This window comes from Kitasatospora sp. SC0581, assembly GCF_048159585.1.
GTDB lineage: Bacteria > Actinomycetota > Actinomycetes > Streptomycetales > Streptomycetaceae > Kitasatospora.
In genome coordinates this window covers 11,808-34,180 of sequence record NZ_JBLRWA010000008.1, presented here as the reverse complement: position 1 = coordinate 34,180, position 22,373 = coordinate 11,808, and the positions used below count along the sequence as shown (strand labels likewise).

The window sequence follows — 22,373 nt, the reverse complement described above, 5'->3', positions numbered from 1 at the left end:
GGCCGTCCGGCTGAGTAGGCTCGGGCGGGTGAGCACCCCACATCCCTTCCCCGACCTGCGTGGCGCCGCCACCGGTGTCGGTTCGCTGCCCGGTACCGACGCCCGGGAGGCCGCCAAGACCTCCACCGGGGCACTGGAGCACCTGCCGTTCCTGCCCGAGCTGCCCACGCGCGGGCCGGGCGCGGACATGATCGGCCGCGGCGCCGGCCTGCTGGTCGAGCTGTTCGCGCAGACCGAGCCGAGCGGCTGGCGGTTCACCGACCGTCCGGGCCGGGACACCCGGCGCGCCCATTCCTGGCTCGGCGAGGACCTGGACGCGCTGGAGGAGTTCACCCAGGGCTACCAGGGGGCGGTCAAGGTCCAGGCCGTCGGCCCCTGGACGCTGGCGGCGAGCATCGAGCTCAAGCACGGGGAGAAGGCGCTCTCCGACCCCGGTGCCTGCCGGGACATCGCCGGCTCGCTGACCGAGGGCCTGCGCCGCCACCTCGCGGACGTCCGCAGGCGGGTGCCCGGGGCCGAGGTGGTCCTCCAGCTCGACGAGCCCTCGCTGCCGGCCGTGCTGTCGGGGTCGGTGAAGACCGCGAGCGGTTTCCAGCGGCTGCGCTCGGTCGACCGGCAGGTCGCCGAGGAGGTGCTGCGCGAGGTGGTCGGGAGCCTGGACGCGCCGGTCGTCGTGCACTCCTGCGCGCCGGACGTCCCGGTCCCGCTGCTGCGCCGGGCCGGGGTCGCCGGGATCTCGCTGGACTTCTCGCTCCTCACCGAGCGCCAGGACGACGATCTCGGCGAGGCGGTGGAGGGCGGCACGATGATCCTCGCTGGTGTCGTCCCCGCCACTGACCAGGCAGTGTCCGACCCTGCCGGTAGTGTCCAGGGTGTCAGGACCTTGTGGCGCAGGCTCGGGTTCGCCCCGGAGCTGCTGGGCCGTCGCGTGCTGGTGACGCCGACCTGCGGGTTGGCCGGGGCCTCCCCGGCGTACGCGCGCAGGGCGCTGTCGTCCGCGGCGCGGGCGGCACAGAGCCTGGTGGACAACCCGGAATGAGAACGTAGGAGGGCTTGCGGTGACGGCTGTCGAGGGCTGGGAGGACGTCCCGGCGGAGGTGCGCAGGCGGCACGCCGAGCTGGCGGCGGAGATCACCGACCACCGGGCCCGGTACTACGAGCAGGACGCGCCGGTCGTCAGCGACGCCGAGTTCGACGTGCTGATGCGGGAGCTGGAGGGGATCGAGGCCGAGCACCCGGCCCTGGTCACCCCGGACTCGCCGACGCAGCGGGTCGGCGGGGCCCCCACCGTGCTGTTCGCCGAGGTCGAGCACCGTGAGCGGCTGCTCAGCCTGGACAACGCGATGGACGACGAGGAGCTGGCGGCCTGGGTGGAGCGGGTCGCCACCGAGCTGCACGGCATCGACTACCACTACCTGTGCGAGCTGAAGGTGGACGGCCTGGCCGTCAACCTCACCTACGAGAACGGGCAGTTGACGCAGGCGGCGACGCGCGGCGACGGCCGGGTCGGCGAGGACATCACCGCGAACGTCCGCACCATCAAGGAGATCCCGCACCGGCTCAAGGGCGAGAACGTCCCGGAGCTGGTGGAGATCCGCGGCGAGGTCTACTTCCCGACGGAGGAGTTCGACGCGCTCAACGCCTCCTTCGCGGAGGAGAACGAGCGGCGCCGGCAGGAGAACGAGGAGCGCGCCAGGGAGGGCAAGCGGCCCCGGGCGATGATCCGGCTGTTCATGAACCCCCGCAACGCCGCCGCCGGTTCGCTGCGCCAGAAGGACCCGCACGTCACCGCCTCCCGCCCGCTGCACATGGTGGTGCACGGCATCGGCGCCCGGGTCGGCTTCGACATCGACAACCAGTCGCACGCCTACCGGCTGTTGCACGACTGGGGCCTGCCGACGGCCCGGCACAACAGGGTGGTGGGGACGCTCGCCGAGGTGCGGGCGTTCATCAAGCACTTCGGCGAGCAGCGGCACTCGGTCGAGCACGAGATCGACGGCGTCGTGGTGAAGGTGGACGAGATCGCCCTGCAGGGCCGGCTCGGCGCCACCTCCAAGTCGCCGCGCTGGGCGATCGCCTGGAAGTACCCGCCGGAGGAGGTCACCGGCCGGCTGGCGGAGATCAAGGTCGGCATCGGCCGCACCGGCCGGGCCACCCCGTACGCGGTGCTGGCCGAGCCGGTGAAGGTGGCCGGTTCGATGGTGCAGTACGCGACGCTGCACAACCAGGAGATCGTCAAGGCCAAGGACGTGCTGCTCGGGGACACCGTGGTGCTGCGCAAGGCGGGCGACGTCATCCCGGAGATCCTCGGCCCGGTGTACGACCTGCGGGACGGCACCGAGCAGGCCTTCGTGATGCCCTCGCACTGCCCGGAGTGCGGCAGTGAGCTGCGGCCGATGGCCGAGGGGGACATCGATCTGCGCTGCCCGAACGCGGAGCGCTGCCCGGCCCAGATCCGGGAGCGGATCGCCTTCCTCGGCGGGCGGCAGTGCCTGGACGTGGAGGGGCTGGGCTACGTCGCGGCCACCGCGCTGACCCAGCCGCTGGAGCCGGCCGAGGCGCCGGTGCGCAACGAGGCCGACATCTTCCGGCTGACGCGGGAGAAGCTGCTGCCGATCAAGGTGCTGGTCCGGGACCCGAAGACGGGCATGCCGAAGCTGGACGACAAGACGGGCAAGGAGAAGGAGGTCTTCTTCTTCGCCACCACCAAGGGCGAGCCGAAGAAGTCGCTGCAGGCCCTGATCGACAACCTGGAGGCGGCGAAGCAGCGGCCGCTGTGGCGGTTCGTCAACGGTCTGTCGATCCGGCACGTCGGTCCGGTCGCCGCGCAGGCGCTGGCCCGGGAGTTCCGCGACCTGACGAAGATCTTCGAGGCGAGCGAGGAGCAGCTGGCGGCCGTCGAGGGGGTCGGTCCGACGATCGCCCGCTCGATCCAGGAGTGGTACGCGGAGGCGTGGCACAAGGAGGTCCTCCGGAACTGGGAGGCGGACGGCGTCCGCTTCACCGAGGAGTTCGCGGACGAGGAGGAGGCGGAGCGCCCGCTGGAGGGGCTGACCGTGGTGGTGACGGGCACGCTGGCCGGCCACACCCGCGACGGCGCCAAGGAGGCGCTGACCTCGCGCGGAGCGAAGGTGACCGGTTCGGTTTCGAAAAAGACCGATTTTGTGGTCGCTGGTGACAACCCAGGGTCCAAGTACGACAAGGCTGTTCAGCTCGGCCTGCCGGTCCTGGACGACGCCGGGTTCACCGTCCTGCTCGCCGACGGACCGTCCGCCGCCCGTGCCCACCTGGGGCTTCCGGAGCCCGAGGAGGCCGGAGAGGCGGCGGGGGAGCCCGTCGAGGACTGATCCGGAGCCGCCCCGATCGGCTGATGACCGGATCGGTGTTGTTATCGTCCTGATGCAACGTCACCGGGTGCCGCACCGTGAAAGCGGGCATTGTGTCACTGTGCGGCACCCGGGCGCGGTGGCGCGTTTCCGGTTGTCCGAAAGTCTGCCCACCGGGTGGACCCCGGCATACCCTGGAGCGCAACAGAGTGTCAGCAGGGGTGGGGGCGCCGGCTGGACCGGAGTTCCACGGGGTCGCTCCATGCCCGGCAGCTGTCGGTACCGGCACGGTGCCTCACCGTAAGGCGGCCTGACGGGGCGGGCCCGACGGAGGACAGGGCTTATGGATCGTACGACCGGCGGTGCGCCCACACGCCCGCCGCAGGGGGTGGCGGGTGCGGTCCTGCTGCTCGGCGTGCTGCTGGCCGGAGCCGCGCCGCTCATCCCGCTGGCCGTCCTGGTCTACCGGTACGAACCCGAGTTGCTGCCGCTGTTCGCCGTGCCCCTGGCGGTGCTGGTGGCGGCCTGGCGGATCGCCCGGGACCGCGCCCGCGACCAACTGACCGACCCGCTGACGGATCTGCCGAACCGTCAGGCCCTGCTGCTGGCCGCCCAGGAGGCGATTGCGGAGTGTGAGCAGGGGTACAGCGTCGGTCTCATCCTGCTCGACCTCGATCGCTTCCGATCGCTCAACGACACACTCGGTCATACGGCCGGCGACCGGCTGCTGGTTCACATCGCCCGCCGGCTGCACCGGGCCCTGCGCTCCGGCGGCCCGGCCGGCAGCGCCACCCGGGAGTCCATCGACGACGTCTTCGCCGGCCTGCCCCGGCACTACCGCCGCGGCCGCCCGATGGTGGCCCGGATGGGCGGCGACGAGTTCGCCGTCCTGCTGCCCGGCATCAACTGCCCGGACAGCCTGGAGCGGGTCGCCAAGGCGCTGATCGCCGAACTGGCCGCCCCGATCCGGCTGGACGGGCTGCTGCTCGTCCTGGAGGCCAGCGGCGGCGTCTGCGTCTACCCGCAGCACGCCCAGGACGCCGAGTCGCTGCTGCGCCGGGCCGACGTCGCGATGGGCCACGCCCAGCGCGGCTGCTGCGGCGTCGCCCAGTACGACGAGACCCAGGACGCCGACACGCCGTACCGGATCGGGCTGTTGGGGGACCTGCGCCGGGCGCTGGAGACCGGCGAGGTGCAGCTGCACTACCAGCCGAAGGTGGCCTTCGACGGCCGGGTGGTCGGCCTGGAGGCGCTGCTGCGCTGGGAGCGGCCCGGCCAGGGGAAGGTCTCGCCGGACGAGTTCGTCGGGCTCGCCGAGTCCAGCGGCCTGATGCCGCGGCTCACCGACTACGTGCTGGAGGCGGCCGTCGGCCAGCTCGCCTACTGGCGCGAGCAGGGCCTCCAGGTGCAGGTCGCGGTCAACGTCTCGCCGCGCGACGTGCTCAACCCCGGCTTCGCCCAGCGGGTGGCCGGCCACCTCGTCCGCCACCAGGTGCCGGCCCACGCGCTCCAGCTGGAGATCACCGAGCGGCTGCTGCTGGACGACTCCCGGCGGGCCGCCGACACCCTGGCCGAACTGCGCGGCTACGGCGTCGGGATGTCCCTGGACGACTTCGGCACCGGGCACTCCTCGCTGGTGCGGCTGCGCAGCCTGCCGGTCGGCGAGCTGAAGATCGACCGCTCCTTCGTCTCCCGGATGGTCGCCGACGACCACGACGCGGCGGTGGTCCGCTGCTCGGTGGAGCTCGCACACTCGCTGGGCCTGACCGTGGTCGCCGAGGGCGTCGAGGACGACGAGACCTGGGAGCGGCTGCACTGCATGGGCGTGGACGCCGTCCAGGGCTGGCTGGTGTCGGCCGCGCTGCCGGCCGAGCAGGCCACCGCCTGGCTGCGGGTGCACCGCACCGGCGCCCCGCCGGTGGAGCGGCTCGGCCTGCCGCCCCAGCTGCACGCCGGCTTCCAGCCGGCCCAGGGCGCCAAGCCGATCGGCCCGGCGGCCAGGCCGCCGGCGCTGCCGCCGACGACGCTCCCGCCGGTCCGGCCGCCGGTCATCCCGCCCACGCTGCCGCCGGTGGCCCAGGTGGTGCAGGCCGCGCACCGGGAGATCAAGCCGCAGGGCTGGGCCCGCACCCGGCCGCAGTAGCCCGTCGGACGCAGTAGCCCGTCGGACGCCGCCGCCGGGCCGCGACGGGTGTCGGTGACCCGCGTGACGGGCGCCGGCGACGGCCGCCGCGGATCACTCGTTGGCCGGGGTAGGGGACGGGCCCCATAGGATGGGGTCCAAAGACCACGAGGACGGAGCGCCGAACCCGGCTGCTCCTGCCCGGGCCCGGCTCCGCCCGCAAGGCACCGCCGGGTCTCACCAGAACTCACCCTGAGGATCGCTGCATGCCTGGCATCACGCGCGAGGAGGTCGCCCACCTCGCCCGGCTGTCGCGTCTTGAGCTGAAGCCCGAAGAGCTGGACCACTTCGCCGAGCAGCTCGACGTGATCATCGGCGCGGTCGCCCGCGTTTCCGAGGTCGCCGGACAGGACGTCCCGCCGACCTCCCACCCGCTGCCGCTGACCAACGTCATGCGCGCGGACGAGGTGCGGCCGTCGCTCACCCCGGAGCAGGCGCTGTCCGGCGCCCCCGCCTCCGAGGAGCAGCGTTTCCGTGTGCCGCAGATCCTCGGGGAGGACTGACCGATATGACCGAGCTGATCCGCTACACCGCCGCCGAGACCGCGAGCGCCATCGCCAAGGGCGAGGTGTCCGCCGTCGAGGTCGCGCAGGCCCACCTGGACCGCATCGGAGCCGTCGACAAGAAGGTCAACGCCTTCCTGCACGTCGACACCGAGGGCGCGCTGGCCGCGGCCAAGGCCGTGGACGACAAGCGCGCCAAGGGCGAGGAGCTGGGCCCGCTGGCCGGCGTCCCGCTCGCGCTCAAGGACGTCTTCACCACCAAGGGCATCCCGACCACCTGTGGTTCGAAGATGCTCGAGGGCTGGATCCCGCCGTACGACGCCACGCTGACCAGCCGTCTCAAGGACGCTGACGTGGTCATCCTCGGCAAGACCAACATGGACGAGTTCGCGATGGGCTCCTCCACCGAGAACTCCGCGTACGGCGCGACCGGCAACCCGTGGGACCTCTCCCGCATCCCCGGCGGCTCCGGCGGCGGTTCGGCCGCCGCGCTGGCCGCCTTCGAGGCCCCGCTGGCGATCGGCACCGACACCGGCGGCTCGATCCGCCAGCCCGGCGCCGTCACCGGCACCGTCGGCGTCAAGCCGACCTACGGCTCGGTGTCCCGCTACGGCCTGGTCGCCTTCTCCAGCAGCCTGGACCAGGGCGGCCCGTGCGCCCGCACCGTGCTGGACGCGGCCCTGCTGCACGAGGCCATCGCCGGCCACGACCCGCTGGACTCCACCTCGATCGACGCGCCCGTCCCGGCCGTCGTCGAGGCCGCGAGGATGCGCGACATCCGCGGCATGCGGATCGGCGTCGTCAAGGAGTTCGCCGGCGAGGGCTACCAGGCCGGCGTGATGCAGCGCTTCGACGAGTCGGTGGAGCTGCTGCGCGAGCTGGGCGCCGAGGTCGTCGAGGTCTCCTGCCCGTCGTTCACCCTGGCGCTGCCGGCGTACTACCTGATCGCGCCCAGCGAGTGCTCCTCCAACCTGGCCCGCTTCGACGCGATGCGCTACGGCCTGCGGGTCGGCGACGACGGCAGCCGCTCGGCCGAGGAGGTCACCGCCCTGACCCGCGAGGCCGGCTTCGGCCCCGAGGTCAAGCGCCGCATCATCCTGGGCACCTACGCGCTGTCCTCGGGCTACTACGACGCCTACTACGGCTCGGCCCAGAAGGTCCGCACGCTCATCTCGCGCGACTTCGACGCGGCCTTCGCGGGCGTGGACGTCCTGGTCTCGCCGACCACGCCGACCACCGCCTTCCCGATCGGCGAGCGCGCCGACGACCCGATGGCGATGTACCTGGCCGACCTGTGCACGATTCCGTCGAACCTGGCGGGCAACGCGGCCATGTCGCTGCCGGTCGGCCTGGCCCCGGAGGACAATCTCCCGGTCGGCCTCCAGATCATCGCACCCGCGATGGCGGACGACCGCCTGTACCGCGTGGGCGGCGCCGTCGAGGCCGCACTCAACGACAAGTGGGGGCACACCCTGCTGGAGGAGGCACCGGCACTGTGAGCAAGATCGAGAAGGCCAAGGGCTCCGGCTCGCTGAAGGGCTTCAAGCACTCCAAGCCCGGCCTGTGGCTGTCCATCGGCACCAGCGCGTTCGGCGCGATCTCCGTCGTCAAGGACGTCCGCAAGGCCCGCGAGGAGAGCGACACCCTCAAGCTGGTCAACGCCCTGGTCGGCGCGGCCGCGCTGGTCACCGGCACCGCCCTGCTGGTGCGCGAGCTGCGTCAGCTGGGCTCCGACGACGTGCTGCTGGGCTGAGCTGAGTCAAGCGCCCAGGCCCGGCCCCGCGCGACGCGGCGGCCGGGCCCGTACCTCCCAAGCTTCAAGTGAGAAGGGACGCTGTGAGCGTCATGAACCTGGTCTCCTACGAGGACGCTCTCGCGTCGTACGACCCGGTGATGGGCCTTGAGGTCCACGTCGAGCTGGGTACCAAGACCAAGATGTTCTGCGGTTGCTCGACCGAGCTGGGTGCCGAGCCGAACAGCCAGACCTGCCCGACCTGCCTGGGCCTGCCGGGCTCGCTGCCGGTGGTCAACGCGGTCGGCGTGGAGTCGGCGGTCAAGATCGGCCTGGCGCTGAACTGCGAGATCGCCGAGTGGTGCCGGTTCGCGCGGAAGAACTACTTCTACCCGGACATGCCCAAGAACTTCCAGACCTCGCAGTACGACGAGCCGATCGCCTTCAACGGCTACCTCGACGTGCAGCTGGAGGACGGCTCGACCTTCCGGGTGGAGATCGAGCGCGCCCACATGGAGGAGGACACCGGCAAGTCCAGCCACGTCGGCGGGGCCACCGGCCGCATCCACGGCGCCACCCACTCGCTGCTCGACTACAACCGGGCCGGCATCCCGCTGATCGAGATCGTCACCAAGCCGATCGAGGGCGCCGGCGAGCGCGCCCCCGAGGTCGCCAAGGCGTACGTCGCCGAGCTGCGCGAGGTGATCCGCTCGCTCGACGTCTCCGAGGCCCGGATGGACAAGGGCCAGATGCGCTGCGACGTCAACCTGTCGCTGCGCCCGAACGGCACCGAGACCTTCGGCACCCGCTCGGAGACCAAGAACGTCAACTCGCTGCGCAGCGTGGAGCGGGCCGCCCGGTTCGAGATCCGGCGCCACGCCACCGTGCTGACCGACGGCGGCACCATCGTCCAGGAGACCCGCCACTTCCACGAGGAGGACGGCTCCACCACCTCGGGCCGGATCAAGGACAACGCCGAGGACTACCGCTACTTCCCCGAGCCGGACCTGGTGCCGGTGGCCCCCGCCCGCGCGTGGGTCGAGGAGCTGCGCGCCGCCCTGCCCGAGCTGCCGCGGGTGCGCCGCGCCCGGCTCCAGGCCGAGTGGGACCTGTCCGACAAGGACATGCAGTCGGTGCTCAACGCCGGTGCGGTGGGCCCGATCCAGGAGACCATCGCGGCCGGTGCCCCGGCCGACCAGGCCCGCAAGTGGTGGATGGGCGAGCTGGCGCGCCGCGCCAACGAGACCGGCACCGAGCTGAGCGAGCAGCCGATCACCCCGGCGCAGGTCGCCCGGGTCGCCGCGCTGGTCGCCGAGGGCAAGCTGAACGACAAGCTGGCCCGTCAGGTCATCGAGGCCGTGCTGGCCGGCGAGGGCGAGCCGGACGCGATCGTCGAGAAGCGCGGCCTGGCCGTGGTCTCGGACGACTCCGCGCTGGGTGCCGCCGTCGACCAGGCCATCGCCGAGAACGAGGGGATCGCCGCCAAGATCCGCGACGGCAAGGTCCAGGCCGTGGGCGCGCTGGTCGGCGCGGTCATGAAGGCCACCCGCGGCCAGGCCGACGCCGCCCGCGTGAAGGACCTGATCCTGGAGCGGCTCGCCGTCGAGGGCCAGTAGGTCCAGCCTGGAGAGCTGGGTGCGGCCTAGGCCGTCGACCCTTCCTTCCTAAGGCGTCTAAGGCATCTAAGGCCCTCTAAGTAAGGCCTAAGGCCCCGCCTCACCTATGTATCTGGGTGAGGCGGGGCCTTAAACCTTTTCTGACGCCCGATCTGCGCCCGATCTAAGGCATCCGGGCCCCGGAAGATGCGGCAGGCTCCCGATGCGGCACCCCCCACTGGCGGAGGAAGCTCTTACCTGTCAGCAGGACGCAGTGGAAAACCCGAGGGGGAACCGGAAATGATCGAGTACCAGACCTTCCAGCAACAGGCCCACGAGCTCGTGGCCCGCGCCGAGCACGAGCGCCTGGTGCGCGAGGCCAAGGAAGCCCGCCGCCTGCGGCAGCGCCCGGTGGCCGCCCGCTTCCAGCGGCGCCCCGTGCGTCGGCCCGAATGCTGACGGTGCGGCACCACGACGGTGCCGAAGGAACTCCGGAGGGGGAGACGCTGCGAGTGAGCGTCTCCCCCTCCGGGCGTTCGGGCCCTTCGACCCGTTCGCCAGGGGAGATAACCCCTCGGCCGGGCCCCACCGGCTATGGCATGCTCGCCTCCATGCAGCACACATCGGTCAGCCCCGTCTTCGTCGGCCGCGGAAGCGAGATCACCGAGCTGACCGACGCGCTGCGCCGCGCGGGCACCGGCAGCCCGCAGTCCGTCCTGATCGGCGGCGAGGCGGGGGTCGGCAAGACCCGGCTGCTGGAGGAGTTCCTGGAGCGGGCCGCCGCCCAGGGGGCGGTCACCTCGCTCGGCAGCTGTCTGGAGGTCGGCGCCGAGGGCCTGCCGTACGCGCCGCTGGCCGCCGCGCTGCGCCGGCTGCACCGCTCGCTGGGCGCCGAACTGGAGGCCGCCGCGGCCGGCAGCGAGAGCCATCTCGCCCTGCTGCTCTCCGAGTTCGGCGAGGTGGACGGCGAACCCAACGACGAGTACAGCCGGGCCCGGCTGTTCGAGCACACCGCGAGGTTGTTCGAACGGCTCGGCGCGGAGCGTACCCTCGTCCTCGCCGTCGAGGACCTGCACTGGTCCGACCGCTCCACCCGCGAGCTGCTCGCCTTCCTGGTGCGCACCCTGCACCGCTCCCGGGTGCTGCTGGTCGCCACCTACCGCACCGACGACCTGCACCGCCGGCACCCGCTGCGCCCCTTCCTGGCCGAGCTCGAACGGCTGCGCACCGTCCAGCGGCTGGAGCTGGCGCGGTTCGACCGCCGCGAGGTCGCCGCCCAGCTGGCCGGCATCCTCGGCACCACCGTCCCCGACCGCCAGCTGGTGGACCGCATCCACCGCCGGTCGGAGGGGAACCCGTTCTTCGTCGAGGAGCTGGCCACCGCCTTCGAGGACGGCTTCGGCGCCGGGCTGACCGACTCGCTGCGGGACATCCTGCTGGTACGGGTCGAGGGCCTGGACGAGGAGGCCCAGCGGGTGGTGCGGATCGCCGCCGAGGGCGGCTCGCACGTCGAACACGCCCTGCTGGCCGCCGTCCTGGACGACGACGAGGAGGCGCTGATCGAGGCGCTGCGGGCGGCCGTCGGCGCCAACATCCTGCGCCCGGACAGCGAGGGCGAGGGCTACCGGTTCCGCCACGCGCTGGTCCGCGAGGCGGTCTCGGACGACCTGCTGCCCGGCGAACGGCACCGGATCAACCGCAGGTTCGCGCTCGCGGTGGAGGCCCAGCCGCAGCTGGTCCCCGGTGACGCGCTGGCCGCCCGGCTGGCCAACTACTGGTACCACGCGCACGATCCGGCCCGCGCCCTGCCGACGGCCCTGGACGCCGCCCGCGCGGCCCGCCGCCGCAACGCCTTCGCCGAGCAGCTCGGCATGCTGGAACGCGCCCTGGAGCTGTGGGACCTGGTCTCCGAGGAGGTGCTGGCGCACACCCTGCGCCCGTACGACTGGGCCGAGACCTACCCGCCCGGCTCCTGCGACCACAGCACCGCGGACGGGGACTGCGACCGGATCCAGCTGGTCGACGTGCTGGCCGAGGCGGTGGTCGCGGCCCGGCGCTGCGGCGACCGCGAGCGCGGCCTGAGCCTGGCCAAGCGCGGGCTGCGGCTGGTCGACGAGGCCGAGCACCCGGTGCGCGCGGCCTGGTTCCGGATCAACCGGGCCCGGATGCTGGGCAGCCTGCGCCGCTCCGGCGACGAGGAGGAGATCGCGAACGCGCTGCGGCTGGTGGAGCACCTGCCGCCGACCGCGGTCCAGGCCGAGGTGCTCGCGCTCGGCGCCGGGACGGCGATGCTCAAGAAGCCCACCCCGGCGGCGATCGAGCTGGCCGAGCGGGCGATCCGGATCGCCGAGGAGGTGGGCGCGCACTCGGTCGAGGTGCACGCCCGGATGACTCTCGGCGGCCTGCGCTACGACGTCCAGGGCGACGCCGAGGGCGGGCTGGCCGAGCTCGCCGGGGCGGTCGAACGGGCCCGCCGGCTGGGCGTGCCCGACCTGCTGCTGCGCGGCATCAACAACCTGGCCAGCATGCAGCGCGGACTCGGGCACCCCGAGGACGCGGTCCGACTGGCCCGGGAGGGCCTGGAGTACGCGAACGGCAACGGCCTGCTGCGCAACATCGGCGCCATCCTGACCGGCAACCTGGTCGAGGCGCTCGCCGACCTCGGGCGGGCCCGGGAGGCCACCGAGGTGCTGGTCGGCTACGAGGCGGCCAGCCCGACCGGCACCCACGCCGAGTTCCTGGACCGGATGCGCGGCGAACTCGCCCTGCTCAAGGGGGACCTGGCCACCGCGGGGACGATGCTGGCGCAGGCCCGGTCGGCCAACCGGGTCGGCCAGGTCCAGCACAGCGTGCCGATCAGCCGGCTGGCGGTGCGGCTCGCGGCGCTCGGCGGCCGGCCGCTGGAGGCCCGGGCCGAACTGCTCGCCGCGCTGGAGGAGGACGGCCGGCTCGGCCACGAGTCCGACGTCTACCCGCTGCTGGCCGAGGCCGCCGCGGTGGAGGCGGACAGTCGGGGCCTGCCGCAGGCCGATGCGGGCCGGGCCGGGGCGCTGGCCGCGATCGCCGCGGCCGCCGCCGCACTGCGGCCCCGGGCGCCGCTGCACCACGGTTGGGCCCGGCTGCTGGAGGCCGAACTGGCCCGCGCGGAGGGTGCGGACACCGCGCAGGGGTGGGCCGCCGCCGTGGAGGCGCTGCGGCCGACCGGCCTGCCGTTCCCGCTCGCGCTCGCCCTGCTGCGGGCCGGCGAGGCCGAGGTGCAGGCCGGTCGGCGCGAGGCCGCCGCCGAACTGCTGCGCGAGGCGGTCGAACTGGCGGCCGCCCGGGGCGACCGGCTGCTCGGCGGGCAGATCGCCGCGCTGGCCGAGCGGGCCGGGCTGAGCCTCGCCCCGGCCGGGCGGACGGCCGGCCGGGCGGGCGGGGGGACGGCCGCGGTGCCGGCCCAGGCCGCGGGGGACTCCTTCAACCTCACCCCCCGGGAGCGGGACGTGCTCCGGCTGCTCGCGCGCGGCTGGACCAACCGGCAGATCGCCGAGGAGCTGTACATCTCTCCGAAGACCGCGAGCGTGCACGTCTCCAACATCCTCGGCAAGCTCGGGGTCGGCGGCCGGGGCGAGGCGGCCGCACTGGCGCACCGGCTGCGGCTGTTCCCGGAGGACCTGGCCCCCTCGGGCCGCTGAACAGGGCCCCGCTGAACAGGACTCCGCTGAACAGGACTCCACTGGACAGGGCCCCGCTGAGCAGGGCCCCACTGAACTGGGCGCCACGACGGACCCGGACCGGCCCCGGCCGGTCCGGGTCCGCTGTCCGTCCGCCCCGGCAGCACGGATCGTCCACCCTGGCACCGGTGTTCGGGCGCCGCCGCGTGCTCCCGTGCGCGCCGCGTGAGCCCCTGCCCGCGCGCCGCCGCCAACCGGGCCGATCCGTAGGAATCAGGGGCATTTCCCCACCCTTTCGCCATTACTCTAAGTTGAGTGTGCGTGTCATTGAGTGACGGGATTGGTGTAGGGTCCATTTTGGGAGCATCGGTACGGTGCGGCGGCCGGCAGGCCGCCCACCCCCTGGGCCACCGTCCTGACGGGGCGCCAGGCCACCGCGTACGTCCGACAGGTGCGCGGCCGGTGGCCCGTGGCCGGGGCGCGAGGCCCCGGGCCGGAGGGGGAGAGGCCGAGTGAGCTCCACCGAAACGGTGCTGCCCGGAACCGGACGGCCGGACGCACCGCACACCGACACGTCCGCCGCCGACGTGCCCGCACCCGCCCGCCGCGGCCCGCTGTACCGGCCCGGGGTGAGCCGTACGCTGCCCGGGTTCGCCCTGGGCGCGCTCTGCGTGGCCTACGCCACCGGCGCCGCCGCCGGCTGGGGATCGCACCAACTGTCCGTCTTCATGGGCGACTTCGGGCTGGCCGCGGCGGCCCTGGCGGCCGCGCTGTCCTGCCTGGTGTACGGCTGTACGGTCGGCGGCCACGCCCGCCCGGCCTGGCTGCTGTTCGGCCTCTCCTCGCTCATGGTCGCCTTCGGCAACGGCACCTGGGGCTGGTACGAGCTGGTCGTGCGCACCCCGCTGCCCCGGGACTCGCTCGCCGAGTACGCCTTCCTGCTGTTCGCCCCGCTCGCCATCACCGGCGTCCTGGTGCTCGCCCAGCACCCGCGCACGGCGGCCGGCTGGCTCTGCCTGCTGCTCGACGGCTGGCTGATCGCCGGCTCGCTGTTCACCCTCAGCTGGAGCCTGGCGCTCGGCCGGATCGCGGCCGGCGAGGACGGCTCACCGCTGCGCCTGGCCCTCAACCTGGCCTACCCGGTGCTGGACATCCTGCTGGTCAGCCTGGTGGTCGGGCTGCGCTTCGGCGGCCGGGACGGCAACCGGGCGGCGGTGCACACCGCGATGCTGGCGCTCGCCGTCACCGTCACCTGCGACGCCCTGTTCACCTCCCCGGAGCTGCGCAGCAGCTACCACTCGGGCGAACTGCTGGACGCCGGCTGGTTCGCCGGCAGCCTGCTGCTGGGCTGGGCGCCGTGGTCGCCGCGCTGGCGCCGTCCGCTGCGCGACCACCCCTCGGCCGGCGGCCTGCCGCACCGCCGGGTGGCGACCACCTTCAGCGCGCTGACCCCGTACGCGGCCGCCGCGGTCTGCACCGCGGGCATTCTCTACAACGCCCTCGGCGGACGGGAGTTGGACCGTGTGGTGGCCGCGGCGGCCTGCACCGTCGGGCTGGCGCTGATCCTCCGGCAGGGCGTCATGCTGCTCGACAACCTGTCGCTGGCGCAGGAACTCGCCCACAAGGAGGCGCACTTCCGCTCCCTGGTGCAGGGCTCCAGCGACGTCATCATGATCGCCGGCGCCAACGGCGTGCTCTCCTACGTCTCCCCGGCCGCGCTCGGCGTCTACGGGCGGGACCCGGAGGAGCTGGTCGGCGGCAACCTGCTGGACCTGGTCCACCCCGAGGACGTCGGCCGGGTGCTCTCCGAGGTCCGCCGCTACCTCGCCAGGGTCCGGCTCACCACCCACCGCAGCCCCGGCACCGCCGAGCCCTCCGCCCGGGTCGAGTGCCGGATCAGCTCCGGCGCCGGCGAGTGGCTGTACGTCGAGTCGACCGTCAGCAGACACCGCGACGGCCTGCTGCTCAACAGCCGGGACGTCACCGAACGCGTCATGCTCCAGGCCCAGTTGCAGCACAACGCCTTCCACGACCCGCTCACCGACCTGCCCAACCGGGCGCTGTTCACCCAGCGGCTGCGGGCCGCCCTCGGTGCCCGTGGCCAGCAGGGCGGGACGGGCGCCGGGATCGCGGTGCTCTTCATCGACCTGGACGGCTTCAAGGCGGTCAACGACACCGCCGGGCACCAGGTCGGCGACGAACTGCTGGTGCAGGCGGCCCGCCGGCTGCAGAGCGCCGTCCGCTGCGGGGACACCGTCGCCCGGTTCGGCGGCGACGAGTTCGCCGCGCTGGTCTGCGGCCCGCTCGGCCGCCTCCAGGTCCAGGAGCTGGCCGAGCGGCTGCGCCTCGCGCTCTCCGAGCCGTACTGGATCGGCGGCGCCGAACTCGGCGTCGCCGCCAGCATCGGCATCGCCTTCGGCACCCCCGAACGCGGCCCGGCGGCCGACCCCAGAACCGCGGCCGACGAGCTGATGCGCAACGCCGACCTGGCGATGTACCGGGCCAAGTCCGAGGGCAAGGGCCGGGTGGTGCTCTACACCCCCGCGATGCGGGCCGACCTGGAGCGCCGCACCGAGCTGGAGGAGCGGCTGCGGCTGGCCGTCCGGGAGGGCGGCTTCACCCTGCTCCACCAGCCGGTGGTGGACCTCGGCAGCGGCGCGGTGACCGGCGTCGAGGCGCAGGCCCGCTGGCGCTCGGTGGGCGGCCTGCTGCTCACCCCGGCCGAGTTCCTGCGCTCGGCCGAGCACGGCGACGCGGCCACCCGGTTCTCCCGCTGGCTGGTCCTGGAGGCGGTCAGCGCGGCCGTCGAGCGGCGCGGCCTGCCCGGCGGCAGGGGTCGCGGCACGCCGGAGCCCGTCCCGGTGGCCGTCCGGCTCTCGGTGGAGCGGCTCTGCTCGCCCGGCCTGTACGAGACGGTGGCCTCGGCGCTGCGCGACAGCGGGCTGCCCGCCGACGAACTGGTCATCGAGGTGGCCCGGATGGGCCCGGACTCGCTCGCCGACGAACTCGGCCGCCGGCTCTCCGCCCTGCGCGGGCTCGGCGTCTCCACCTGGCTGGCCGGGTACGGCGCGGGCGGCGGCTCGCTCGGCGCGCTCGCCCGGCTGCCGCTGGACGGGCTCAAGCTGGACCGCACGCTCGTCCAGGACCTCGGCGAGTCCCCGCTCAGCCGCACCCTCGCCGGGCACGCGCTGCGGCTCGGCCGCGACCTCGGGATGACCACCGCCGCCGAGGGGGTGGACCTGCCCCGCCAGGTCGCCGCGCTGCGGGAGCTGGGCTGCGGGCAGGCCCAGGGCTCGGCCTTCGCCCCGCCGCTGGACGAGCCCCGGCTGCGCCGGGCGCTGGCCCGCCGCGGCTACCCGCTGCCCACCCCGACCGGCCCGCTGGCCACGCCGCCGGGCCCGCTGCCCACGCCGCCGGGCCCGGTGTCCACCCCGGCGGGCCCGGCCGGACCGCTGTCGGCCCGCCGCCCGTACCCGCCCGCCGACACCCGCCCGCCTGCCCCCGAGGACACCCGGACGAGTGGCCGCGGCAGCGGCCGGACGGACGCCGCGCCGGGGCGTGGCGCACATCACCATGGCGGCTCTGACCTGCCCGAACACCGTGCCGTTACTGGCCCGCCGGGTGGTCCGCATGGCGAGACGGTCGTCCCACCTGCTTGACACGCCGCCCCGCACGGGAGGAAGGTCGTTGCCATGCGCACCCGAATTCTCGTACTTGGCGGGCGCGTCGGCTGAGTGGGCTCGTACGCCCTGCTCGTGACAGACCGACGCGCCACCCCTCGCATGCCCTTGGGCACGAGGGGTTTTTTGTTGCACTGACGCTGTTCCACCTCCGCAAGACCCCTGGCCTCGACCGCCCGAGCCCGTCCGATCCGTCGGACCGAGCGGGACGATTGAGGCAGAGCCGGCGCTCGACCCGGACCGGGACCCCACCCTCGCAGCACGGGGCCCGCAGCACCGGGTCGGCAAAACCCGAGAAGAGACAGGCAGATGACCGAGCACGCCGCATCCCCCCGCCGCGGGGACAACCCGGCCGCCAACGCTCCCGCTCCCCAGCACGTCGTCGAGACCATGACCGGCGCCCAGTCGCTCATCCGCTCCCTCGAGGCCGTGGGCGCGGACACCGTCTTCGGCATCCCGGGCGGCGCCATCCTTCCCGCGTACGACCCCCTGATGGACTCCGTCAAGGTGCGCCACATCCTGGTCCGGCACGAGCAGGGCGCCGGCCACGCCGCCACCGGCTACGCCCAGGCCACCGGCCGGGTCGGGGTCTGCATGGCGACCTCCGGTCCGGGTGCGACCAACCTGGTCACCCCGATCGCCGACGCCTACATGGACTCGGTGCCCGTCGTCGCGATCACCGGCCAGGTCTCCTCCAAGGCGATCGGTACCGACGCCTTCCAGGAGGCGGACATCTGCGGCATCACGATGCCGATCACCAAGCACAACTACCTGGTCACCGACCCGGCCGAGATCCCCCGGGTGATCGCCGAGGCCTTCCACATCGCCGCGACCGGCCGCCCCGGCCCGGTCCTGGTCGACATCGCCAAGGACGCGCTCCAGGCGACCACCACCTTCCGCTGGCCGGTCGAGACCGCGCTGCCCGGCTACCGCCCGGTGACCAAGCCGCACGCCAAGCAGATCCGCGAGGCCGCGAAGATGCTGGTCGGCGCCAAGCGGCCGGTGCTGTACGTCGGCGGCGGCGTGCTCAAGGCGCGGGCCACCGCCGAGCTGCGGATCCTCGCCGAGCTGACCGGCGCCCCGGTGGTCACCACCCTGATGGCGCTCGGCGCGTTCCCGGACAGCCACCCGCAGCACCTGGGCATGCCCGGCATGCACGGCTCCGTCCCCGCCGTCACCGCGCTCCAGAAGTCCGACCTGCTGTTCACCCTCGGCGCCCGCTTTGACGACCGCGTCACCGGCAAGCTGGACGGCTTCGCCCCCAACGCCAAGGTCGTCCACGCCGACATCGACCCGGCCGAGATCGGCAAGAACCGCCCGGCGGACGTGCCGATCGTCGGCGACGCCCGCGAGGTGCTCGCCGACCTGATCGTCGCCGTCCAGGCCGAGTTCGACGCCGGCCACAAGGGCGACTACACCGAGTGGTGGGAGCGGCTCGACGAGTGGAAGAAGACCTACCCGCTCGGCTACGAGCCGGCCCCGGAGGGGCGGCTCTCGCCGCAGCAGGTCATCGAGCGGATCGGGACGCTGGTCGGCCCCGAGGCGATCTACGCCGCGGGCGTGGGCCAGCACCAGATGTGGAGCTCGCAGTTCATCCGGTTCGAGAAGCCGGGCACCTGGCTCAACTCGGGCGGCGCCGGGACCATGGGCTACGCCGTCCCCGCGGCGATGGGCGCCAAGGCCGGCCGCCCGGAGAGCGCGGTCTGGGCGATCGACGGCGACGGCTGCTTCCAGATGACCAACCAGGAACTGGTCACCTGCGCCCTGAACGACATCCCGATCAAGGTCGCGGTCATCAACAACGGCTCGCTGGGCATGGTCCGGCAGTGGCAGACGCTGTTCTACAACCAGCGCTACTCCAACACCGTGCTGCACTCCGGCCCCGGCCACGACGGCATCGAGCCGCCGGCCCAGGGCACCCGGATCCCCGACTTCGTCAAGCTGTCCGAGGCGATGGGCTGCGTGGGCCTGCGCTGCGAGCGCCCCGAGGACCTCGACGCGGTCATCCGGCAGGCGATGGAGATCAACGACCGCCCGGTCGTCATCGACTTCATCGTCCACCAGGACGCCATGGTCTGGCCGATGGTCGCGGCCGGCACCAGCAACGACGAGATCCAGTTCGCCAAGGGCGTGCGCCCCGACTTCGGCGACGACCTCGACTGATGTCCCCCTCTCCAGAACGACTGAGGAATCCCATGTCCAAGCACACCCTCTCCGTCCTGGTCGAGAACAAGCCCGGCGTGCTCGCCCGCATCGCCGCCCTGTTCTCCCGTCGGGGTTTCAACATCGACTCCCTCGCCGTCGGCTCGACCGAGCATCCGGACGTGTCCCGGATGACGATCGTGGTCAACGTCGAGGACCTCCCGCTGGAACAGGTCACCAAGCAGCTCAACAAGCTCGTGAACGTGATAAAGATCGTCGAACTCGACCAGTCCGCTGCGATCCAGCGGGAACTGGTCCTGGTGAAGGTCCGCGCCGACAACGAGACCCGGTCGCAGATCGTCGAGATCGTCCAGCTGTTCCGTGCCAAGACCGTCGACGTGTCGCCGGAAGCGGTGACCATCGAGGCCACCGGCAGCTCGGACAAGCTGGAGGCCATGCTCCGGATGCTGGAGCCTTACGGCATCAAGGAGTTGGTCCAGTCCGGCCTGGTCGCCATCGGCCGCGGCGCGCGCTCCATCACGGACCGCTCGCTGCGCGCCCTGGACCGCAGCGCGTGAACAGCGCGCCTCCGCGTCTCAATCCCTGAAGCAAAGACCCACACCACACCGCGTGCGCATACGGTGAACACCGCGTACCCGGACCCCATCACGCAAGGAGATGTGCCCCCGTGGCCGAGCTGTTCTACGAAGACGACGCCGACCTGTCCATCATCCAGGGCCGCAAGGTCGCGGTCATCGGCTACGGCAGCCAGGGCCACGCCCACGCGCTGTCGCTGCGCGACTCCGGCGCCGACGTCCGGGTCGGCCTGAAGCCGGAGTCCAAGTCCCGTGCCAAGGCGGAGGAGGCCGGCCTGCGCGTCGTCACCCCGGCCGAGGCCGCGGCCGAGGCCGACGTCATCATGATCCTGGTCCCGGACCCGATCCAGGCCGACGTCTACGAGGCCGACATCGCCCCGCACCTGAAGGCCGGCGACGCCCTGTTCTTCGGCCACGGCCTGAACATCCGCTTCGGCTTCATCAAGCCCCCGGCGGACGTGGACGTCTGCATGGTCGCCCCGAAGGGCCCGGGCCACCTGGTCCGCCGCCAGTACGAGGAGGGCCGCGGCGTCCCCGCGATCGTCGCGGTCGAGCAGGACGCCTCGGGCAAGGCCTTCGAGCTGGCGCTGTCCTACGCCAAGGGCCTGGGCGCCACCAAGGCCGGCGTCATCAAGACCACCTTCACCGAGGAGACCGAGACCGACCTGTTCGGTGAGCAGGCCGTCCTCTGCGGTGGCACCGCCGCCCTGGTGAAGGCCGGGTTCGAGACCCTGGTCGAGGCCGGCTACCAGCCGGAGATCGCCTACTTCGAGTGCCTGCACGAGCTGAAGCTCATCGTCGACCTGATGTACGAGGGCGGCCTGGAGAAGATGCGCTGGTCGGTCTCCGAGACCGCCGAGTGGGGCGACTACGTCACCGGCCCGCGGATCATCACCGCGGACACCAAGGCCGCGATGAAGCAGGTCCTCGCCGAGATCCAGGACGGCACCTTCGCCAACACCTGGATCGCCGAGTACAAGGCGGGCCTGCCCAAGTACAACGAGTACAAGAAGGCCGACGAGGACCACCTGCTGGAGACCACCGGCAAGAAGCTGCGCTCGCTGATGAGCTGGGTCAACGAGAACGCCTGACCCCTTCCGGGCCGTTTCCCCGGCCCCGAATTTGTAACGTCCTTGTACAAGTAGGCTGCTCTCGTCCGGGTGATTTCGCCGGACGGGAGCAGCCCGCTACCCAGCCCGTCGATACACTCCGAGTGCGCGTCAGGCCCACAGCGTCGTGCGTCTACCTACGCGGCATGCCACCTTCCCCCGCCCTCCACGCCACCTACGTGCCCGGGGGAACCGGACAGTTAAGGACCCACTGTCGTGAGCACTGTGACCTCCAAAAGCGCTGTCGTACTGATCGCCGAAGAGCTCTCGCCCGCCACCGTCGACGCCCTCGGCCCCGACTTCGAGATCCGCCACTGCAACGGCGCCGACCGCACCGAGCTGCTCACCGCGATCGCCGACGTCGACGCGATCCTGATCCGCTCCGCCACCAAGGTCGACGCCGAGGCGCTGGCCGCCGCCCGCAAGCTCAAGGTGGTCGCCCGGGCCGGCGTCGGCCTGGACAACGTGGACGTCGCCGCCGCCACCAAGGCCGGCGTGATGGTCGTCAACGCGCCGACCTCCAACATCGTCACCGCCGCCGAGCTCGCCTGCGGCCTGCTGATCTCCGTCGCCCGCAACATCGCGCCGGCCAACGCCGCGCTCAAGCAGGGCGAGTGGAAGCGCAACAAGTACACCGGCGTCGAGCTGAGCGAGAAGACCCTCGGCGTCGTCGGCCTCGGCCGGATCGGCGTCCTGGTCGCCCAGCGGATGTCCGCGTTCGGCATGAAGATCGTCGCGTACGACCCCTACATCCAGGCCGCCCGCGCCGCGCAGATGGGCGTCAAGCTGGTCACGCTGGAGGAGCTGCTGGAGGTGTCGGACTTCATCACCGTCCACCTCCCCAAGACCCCGGAGACCATCGGCCTGATCGGCGACGAGGCGCTGCACAAGGTCAAGCCGACCGTCCGCATCGTGAACGCCGCCCGCGGCGGCATCGTGGACGAGGAGGCGCTGGCGAGCGCGCTGCGCGAGGGCCGGGTGGCCGGCGCCGGCCTGGACGTGTACGCCAAGGAGCCGTGCACCGACTCCCCGCTGTTCGCCTTCGACAACGTGGTCGCCACCCCGCACCTGGGCGCCTCCACCGACGAGGCGCAGGAGAAGGCCGGCATCGCGGTCGCCCGCTCGGTGCGCCTCGCGCTGGCCGGCGAGCTGGTGCCGGACGCGGTGAACGTCCAGGGCGGCGTGATCGCCGAGGACGTCCGCCCGGGCCTGCCGCTGGCCGAGAAGCTCGGCCGGATCTTCACCGCGCTGGCCGGCGAGGTGGCCGTCCGCCTCGACGTCGAGGTCCGCGGCGAGATCACCCAGCACGACGTGAAGGTGCTCGAACTGTCCGCGCTGAAGGGCGTGTTCGAGGACGTGGTGGCGGAGACGGTGTCCTACGTCAACGCCCCGCTGTTCGCCCAGGAGCGCGGTGTCGAGGTCCGTCTGACCACCTCCAGCGAGAGCCTCGAGCACCGCAACGTGATCACCGTCCGCGGCACGCTCGGGAACGGCGAGGAGATCGCCATCTCCGGCACGCTGGCCGGCCCCAAGCAGACCCAGAAGATCGTCGGCGTGGACGCCTTCGACGTGGACGTGGCGCTCACCGACCACATGGCCTTCTTCAAGTACGAGGACCGCCCCGGCGTGGTCGGCGTGCTCGGCCGCCACCTCGGCGACGCGGGCATCAACATCGCCGGCATGCAGGTCGCCCGCGACGGCGGCAGCGCGCTGGCCTCCATCACCGTGGACACCGAGATCCCGCAGGAGGTGCTCTCGGCGATCGCCGCCGAGATCGGCGCCCGCTTCGCGCGCTCGGTCGACCTGGGCTGATCCTCCGGCCCCAGGGCCGTCCCGGCAGGGCCCGGACCAC

The 22,373-nt window shown here is 72.8% G+C and carries 14 protein-coding genes; all 14 read left to right on the top strand.

The features are described from left to right. Positions 1–28 precede the first annotated feature (28 nt). The 14 genes from ACLWS4_RS15530 (at position 29) to serA (ending at position 22,333) form a co-directional block, all read left to right on the top strand. Positions 29–1,039 carry a methionine synthase gene (locus ACLWS4_RS15530; protein ID WP_416874388.1) on the top strand — a complete coding sequence of 337 codons (1,011 nt, stop codon included), beginning with the start codon at positions 29–31 and terminating at the stop codon, positions 1,037–1,039. A gap of 19 nt (positions 1,040–1,058) precedes the next feature. After that, a complete protein-coding gene (ligA, locus tag ACLWS4_RS15525; protein WP_416874387.1) occupies positions 1,059–3,347 on the top strand; it encodes an NAD-dependent DNA ligase LigA in 2,289 nt (762 codons plus the stop codon). A gap of 322 nt (positions 3,348–3,669) precedes the next feature. Then, positions 3,670–5,469, top strand: a complete 1,800-nt coding sequence (locus ACLWS4_RS15520; RefSeq protein WP_079271897.1) for a putative bifunctional diguanylate cyclase/phosphodiesterase — start codon at positions 3,670–3,672, stop codon at positions 5,467–5,469. 245 nt (positions 5,470–5,714) lie between these two features. Beyond that, positions 5,715–6,011, top strand: a complete 297-nt coding sequence (gene gatC / locus ACLWS4_RS15515) for an Asp-tRNA(Asn)/Glu-tRNA(Gln) amidotransferase subunit GatC (RefSeq protein ID WP_049657766.1) — start codon at positions 5,715–5,717, stop codon at positions 6,009–6,011. 5 nt (positions 6,012–6,016) lie between these two features. Continuing rightward, the gene (gene gatA, locus ACLWS4_RS15510; RefSeq protein WP_049657767.1) at positions 6,017–7,510 is read left to right on the top strand and encodes an Asp-tRNA(Asn)/Glu-tRNA(Gln) amidotransferase subunit GatA; all 1,494 of its coding nucleotides are present in this window, start codon (positions 6,017–6,019) and stop codon (positions 7,508–7,510) included. Then, complete coding sequence (locus ACLWS4_RS15505; protein ID WP_049657770.1) at positions 7,507–7,764, top strand: hypothetical protein; 258 nt, start codon at positions 7,507–7,509, stop codon at positions 7,762–7,764. Before gatA ends, ACLWS4_RS15505 begins: the two co-directional genes overlap by 4 nt. 83 nt (positions 7,765–7,847) lie before the next feature. Beyond that, complete coding sequence (gene gatB, locus ACLWS4_RS15500) at positions 7,848–9,359, top strand: Asp-tRNA(Asn)/Glu-tRNA(Gln) amidotransferase subunit GatB (RefSeq protein WP_416874386.1); 1,512 nt, start codon at positions 7,848–7,850, stop codon at positions 9,357–9,359. A 279-nt stretch (positions 9,360–9,638) separates the two neighbouring features. After that, positions 9,639–9,797: a hypothetical protein gene (locus ACLWS4_RS15495; protein ID WP_158077676.1), complete on the top strand. Its 159-nt coding sequence runs from the start codon at positions 9,639–9,641 to the stop codon at positions 9,795–9,797. Between the two features lie 152 nt (positions 9,798–9,949). After that, on the top strand, positions 9,950–13,015 hold the full coding sequence (locus tag ACLWS4_RS15490; protein ID WP_416874385.1) for a helix-turn-helix transcriptional regulator: 3,066 nt from the start codon (positions 9,950–9,952) through the stop codon (positions 13,013–13,015). Between the two features lie 608 nt (positions 13,016–13,623). Further along, positions 13,624–16,653 (top strand): putative bifunctional diguanylate cyclase/phosphodiesterase, encoded by a 3,030-nt coding sequence (locus ACLWS4_RS15485; protein WP_416874444.1) that lies wholly within the window; start codon positions 13,624–13,626, stop codon positions 16,651–16,653. 330 nt (positions 16,654–16,983) lie between these two features. Beyond that, complete coding sequence (locus tag ACLWS4_RS15480) at positions 16,984–18,837, top strand: acetolactate synthase large subunit (RefSeq protein ID WP_049657944.1); 1,854 nt, start codon at positions 16,984–16,986, stop codon at positions 18,835–18,837. A gap of 32 nt (positions 18,838–18,869) precedes the next feature. Continuing rightward, complete coding sequence (ilvN, locus tag ACLWS4_RS15475) at positions 18,870–19,394, top strand: acetolactate synthase small subunit (protein WP_049657946.1); 525 nt, start codon at positions 18,870–18,872, stop codon at positions 19,392–19,394. A gap of 110 nt (positions 19,395–19,504) precedes the next feature. Beyond that, complete coding sequence (gene ilvC, locus ACLWS4_RS15470) at positions 19,505–20,503, top strand: ketol-acid reductoisomerase (RefSeq protein WP_049657948.1); 999 nt, start codon at positions 19,505–19,507, stop codon at positions 20,501–20,503. 243 nt (positions 20,504–20,746) lie between these two features. Then, positions 20,747–22,333: a phosphoglycerate dehydrogenase gene (serA, locus tag ACLWS4_RS15465; protein ID WP_049657950.1), complete on the top strand. Its 1,587-nt coding sequence runs from the start codon at positions 20,747–20,749 to the stop codon at positions 22,331–22,333. The last annotated feature ends 40 nt before the right edge of the window (positions 22,334–22,373 follow it).

Bases quoted from the DNA above. Each gene is read 5' to 3' on its own strand.
- ACLWS4_RS15520 (WP_079271897.1), top strand. From the start codon at position 3,670: ATGGATCGTACGACCGGCGGTGCGCCCACACGCCCGCCGCAGGGGGTG.
- gatC (WP_049657766.1), top strand. From the start codon at position 5,715: ATGCCTGGCATCACGCGCGAGGAGGTCGCCCACCTCGCCCGGCTGTCG.
- gatA (WP_049657767.1), top strand. From the start codon at position 6,017: ATGACCGAGCTGATCCGCTACACCGCCGCCGAGACCGCGAGCGCCATC.
- ACLWS4_RS15495 (WP_158077676.1), top strand. From the start codon at position 9,639: ATGATCGAGTACCAGACCTTCCAGCAACAGGCCCACGAGCTCGTGGCC.
- ACLWS4_RS15490 (WP_416874385.1), top strand. From the start codon at position 9,950: ATGCAGCACACATCGGTCAGCCCCGTCTTCGTCGGCCGCGGAAGCGAG.
- ACLWS4_RS15480 (WP_049657944.1), top strand. From the start codon at position 16,984: ATGACCGAGCACGCCGCATCCCCCCGCCGCGGGGACAACCCGGCCGCC.
- ilvN (WP_049657946.1), top strand. From the start codon at position 18,870: ATGTCCAAGCACACCCTCTCCGTCCTGGTCGAGAACAAGCCCGGCGTG.